Genomic DNA, 3,996 nt, shown 5'->3' on the forward strand with positions numbered 1-3,996 from the left:
ATTACATCTGGCTCGACCACCTCTACGTTCACCCAAGCGCCCAGGGAGGTGGCATCGGAGCTGCCGTGATCTCCCGGATCAAAGCGCATGCGTTCTCAAAAAGAAAGCCAATCCGCCTGGGTGCGTTGAAACAAAGCAAAGCCAACGCCTTCTATCTGCGCCGCGGTTTCCAGCATACCCACAGTGCAGAGTTCGACAACTACTACGAACTCCCGCTGGAAAGCATGCCGCAGAGTGCACCAACTTTCATTCTGAAACGCGCTGAACCGGAAGACATCAAACAGCTCGCAGACCTGCGCCATGAAGCGATGAAAGACGAATGGGCAGCTAATAATCTCACAGACTATGCCCTTGCCCGCAGACATTTCTTTGATGACTTCAAGCCAGTGGCCACGCTAAAGATTATGCAAGGCGAAGAGTTGCTCGGCTTTACAGCGGTGCATGAATATCAGGACTACATCCATCTTGATATGATCTACCTGCACCCAACAACCCAAGGGCAGGGTATTGGTGGGCAGATTGTTACAAACATCAAAGAACAAGCTACGCAGCTGAACAAACCAATCCGGCTTGGAGCGCTGCGTATCAGCAGCTCCAACAAGTTCTATCTAGCGCAAGGCTTCAACTTCACGCACAACGTGGACTTCAACAACTACTACGAGTTCACCCCAGAACCAGCCTTCCAACTCCAATCCGCATCTCAGGAAGACTTCGAAGAACTCCAGCACATTCGTTACACCGCTATGAAGGAAAGTGCGGAAGCCAATGGGCTGTTTAATCACGACGAAGCCAGAGAGATATTCCTAAGCGAATACGCACCTGAGAAGATCCAGAAGAGCGGCAAGACAGTCGGCTTTTATGTGGTCCTGCACCACCCCGATCATCTGTATCTGGACATGTTCTACCTGCTGCCTGAAGCGCAAGGTCTCGGCATCGGCTCAAAGATCCTGCAACAGATCAAGGATCAAGCGGATGAGCAAAGCAAACCCATCCGCCTCGACGCTCTCCGCATCAGCCGCGCTAACGATTTCTACCAGGGCTACGGCTTTCGCGTGACCCATTCAGAAGGCTCCAATAACTACTATGAGTATGCGCCAAAGTGCTCTCTCACAGTAAGTGAGGCGTGAAACTGGTCTTTACGTCCCAAGGACTTCCAGAGGCTGCTTAGCGACGGTGATGAACTCCCAGGCATTGTTGGGATCAGCACCAGCTTGCCGGAGCAGTCCGTCAATTTTATCTCTGAACTCATAGCGCTGAGTGTCCGAGAGTGTTCCGTTTTCTTCCAACGCATCCTGTAGCTGAGATTTAACCTCCAGAAACTGGAGTTCAATTTCATAATCGCCGGATTCCACATTGAACCAGCCTTTAGCTGCCTGATAGTAGGTCTCTGGATTTTCTTTTGTCAGCTGAAAAAGCTCTTCTGGGCCAGCCTCCTGGAGATTGCTGCTATCGCCCGGTCCAAACCACAGGCTCAGCACCTTGCCGTCTTCCGCTCCCAGTGCCACATGCGTGTCCGCAAAAAAGAACACCACATCACCTGCTTCAAAGGAGGTCGCTGGCTCGCTGTTGTCGTATCCGACAACCTCATCCAGAATTTCATTGTAGCCAATGTCGTAGTTGAGATTGTCTTCCAGCTCGCGAATGACCCGGTTGCTCTCCGGTGTGTCCGCATAAGCCTTAAGCCCCATCAGCAGAACAGCTTCCTTGCAGTTCATGCAGCTGTGCGCAGTGGGCTGTAGCAAAGCAGCTTGATTGGTCAGGTGATCGCGAAAGTGGGAGTTGTCTTCAAGCGGCGTCGCCCCTGATTGCCAGTTGAGGCTTCCTTTCCAGGACTGTCCAACCTCGACAGCTTTATTAGCGCTTTGCACGTTTTGTGCACCAGCTGCCGATTGCAACGGATGTGTGGACTGAACATTAGTGAGGCTCTGGGTATTGATAGGCATCGCGAGATCTTTGCTACATTATTATCATCAACCTCTGGTATAGGATTTGACAGGCTTCGCGAGTGTCCTTCAGCACATTGCAAGAGGCAGGTGTAATTTCATCACCGGATGGGGCGTATGATGAAACAGGATGAGATTGGCAAACACGGTGAGGACCAGCAGGCTCTTTTAGAGCGCCCCTCATGGCGCTTAGAACCTGCAAACTCCGCTGACTTCGACCTGCTCGCAGATATCCGTCAGCAAGCTATGAAGTCCAATATGGAAGCCAACGGTCTGTTCGACCATGTGCTTTACCGGCAGTATTTCAAAGACAGCTTCGATCCGGCTTCAACCTGGAAGATCATTGAAGAAAGCGAAGTCCTCGGCTTCTACGTCCTCTGGAACAAACAGGACCACCTCTACCTCGAACGCCTCTACTTCCACCCAAAGGCCCAGGGCCGTGGCATTGGTGCAGACATCCTCACGGTTCTGAAACAACAAGCCACCGCCCAAAACAAACCCATCCGCCTCGAAGTCCTCCCCAAAAGCCGCGCCAACGCATTCTATCTCCGCCAAGGATTTGAGCTAGTTGAGGAGAGGGAACAGGAGAAGATATATGAGTGGATGCCTTTTCAGTGCTCAGATGTGGCTGAAAGGTTTACTCTGGAAGCAGCGGTCAAGTCCGACTTTGACCTGCTCGCAGACATCCGCCAGCAAGCTATGAAAGATGAATGGGCTGCGAATGGAATGTTTGACATCGCGTTTTATCGGGAGAAGTTTCAAAGCACGTTTGATCCAACAACCACACGAAAGATCATCATGGAAGGTGAGACCGTAGGCTTCTACGTTTTGTGGGATCGTGAAGACCACTTGTATCTGGAGCGTTTTTATCTTCGGCCAGAAGCTCAAGGTCGTGGAGTTGGAAGTGATGTTCTGACACGAATGAAATGCTTTGCAAGAGAACTGGGAAAGCCGATCACCCTTGAAACTTTCCCAGAAAGCCGCGCAAATGCTTTTTATACTCGAAATGGCTTCCGGTTAGTCGAGGCTAACAACAGTGAAAAGAGATACGAGTTCAAGCCTGTTAGCCTAGAAGTCTCTACATAGAAAAACGCCGGCGAGATTTCTCCCACCGGCACTTCAATCTCAAACCAGAGGGCTGAGCAATAAAGCTCAGCCTGGCCTGTCTTACTCAGCAGCTTCTGCGACAGCCTCTGCAGGGGAGAACTTACCGTAGTAGGTCTCGCCAGCGTCGGCCATTGCGCGCAGCTGTTTGTTTGGTGCGAAGCGGTCACCCCATTTTGCAGCCAGCTTGTCACAGCGCTCTACGAACTCTTTGGTGCCGATGCCGTCGATGTAGGACAGCGTGCCACCGGAGAACGGTGCAAAGCCAAAGCCGAGGATAGAGCCAACATCTGCTTCACGAACGTCTGTCAGGCAGTTCTCTTCAAACACGCGAGCGGTTTCAAGAGCCTGAATGCCGAGCAGACGGTCCTTCAGTTCTTCAACGTCGAACTCATCGGCAGATTTGGATGGGCCTGTGATGTCAGTAATGCCAGGCCACAGAGCCTTGTCTTTGCCTTTGTAGTCGTAAAAGCCCTTGGTGTTCTTACGGCCAAAGCGCTCATTCTTAACAACCATTGCATCCAAAATGGTGTCAAAACCGCTGTTAGGATAAGCATCGCCAAGGTCTTTCTTGGTCGCTTCCTTAATCTTCCAGGCAAGGTCCAGTGCAACTTCATCACCTAGAGACAGCGGACCAACAGGCATGCCTGCCATCTTGCCAGCGTTCTCGATCATCGCTGCCGGAACACCATCGGAAAGCATCATGATGCCTTCGCGAACATATGTGCCAACCACGCGGGAGGTGTAGAAACCTCGGCTGTCATTCACCACAATCGGGGTCTTCTTGATGGCCTTCACATAGTCCAGAGCAACAGCAGTTGCCTTGTCCTCGGTCTTCTCACCCAAAATGATCTCAACAAGCATCATCTTGTCGACTGGAGAGAAGAAATGAATGCCGATGAAGTCAGCTGGACGGGAAGACGCTTCTGCCAGTGATGTGATCGGAAGA

At 51.5% G+C, this 3,996-nt stretch carries 4 protein-coding genes; 2 read left to right on the forward strand and 2 right to left on the reverse strand.

The window, feature by feature from the left end:
- On the forward strand, window positions 1–1,127 hold a 1,127-nt coding region (locus PPL9_RS23255), incomplete at its 5' end, for a GNAT family N-acetyltransferase (RefSeq protein WP_082597059.1).
- A gap of 9 nt (window positions 1,128–1,136) precedes the next feature.
- Here PPL9_RS23255 and PPL9_RS23260 read toward each other — a convergent pair.
- A complete protein-coding gene (locus PPL9_RS23260; protein WP_057464943.1) occupies window positions 1,137–1,943 on the reverse strand; it encodes a hypothetical protein in 807 nt (268 codons plus the stop codon).
- A 120-nt stretch (window positions 1,944–2,063) separates the two neighbouring features.
- On the opposite strand from PPL9_RS23260, the gene PPL9_RS31580 reads away from it, so the two are divergent.
- Window positions 2,064–3,029, forward strand: coding sequence for a GNAT family N-acetyltransferase (locus PPL9_RS31580; RefSeq protein WP_208989577.1), 966 nt, complete (start codon window positions 2,064–2,066; stop codon window positions 3,027–3,029).
- Between the two features lie 81 nt (window positions 3,030–3,110).
- Here PPL9_RS31580 and PPL9_RS34350 read toward each other — a convergent pair.
- Window positions 3,111–3,996: 3-hydroxyacyl-CoA dehydrogenase family protein (locus PPL9_RS34350; protein ID WP_244273448.1), on the reverse strand; the 886-nt coding region annotated here is incomplete at its 5' end.

The sequence above is a fragment of the Pseudovibrio sp. POLY-S9 genome, assembly GCF_001431305.1.
In the GTDB taxonomy this organism is placed as follows: domain Bacteria; phylum Pseudomonadota; class Alphaproteobacteria; order Rhizobiales; family Stappiaceae; genus Pseudovibrio.

Bases quoted from the DNA above. Each gene is read 5' to 3' on its own strand.
- PPL9_RS23260 (WP_057464943.1), bottom strand. From the start codon at position 1,943: ATGCCTATCAATACCCAGAGCCTCACTAATGTTCAGTCCACACATCCG.
- PPL9_RS31580 (WP_208989577.1), top strand. From the start codon at position 2,064: ATGAAACAGGATGAGATTGGCAAACACGGTGAGGACCAGCAGGCTCTT.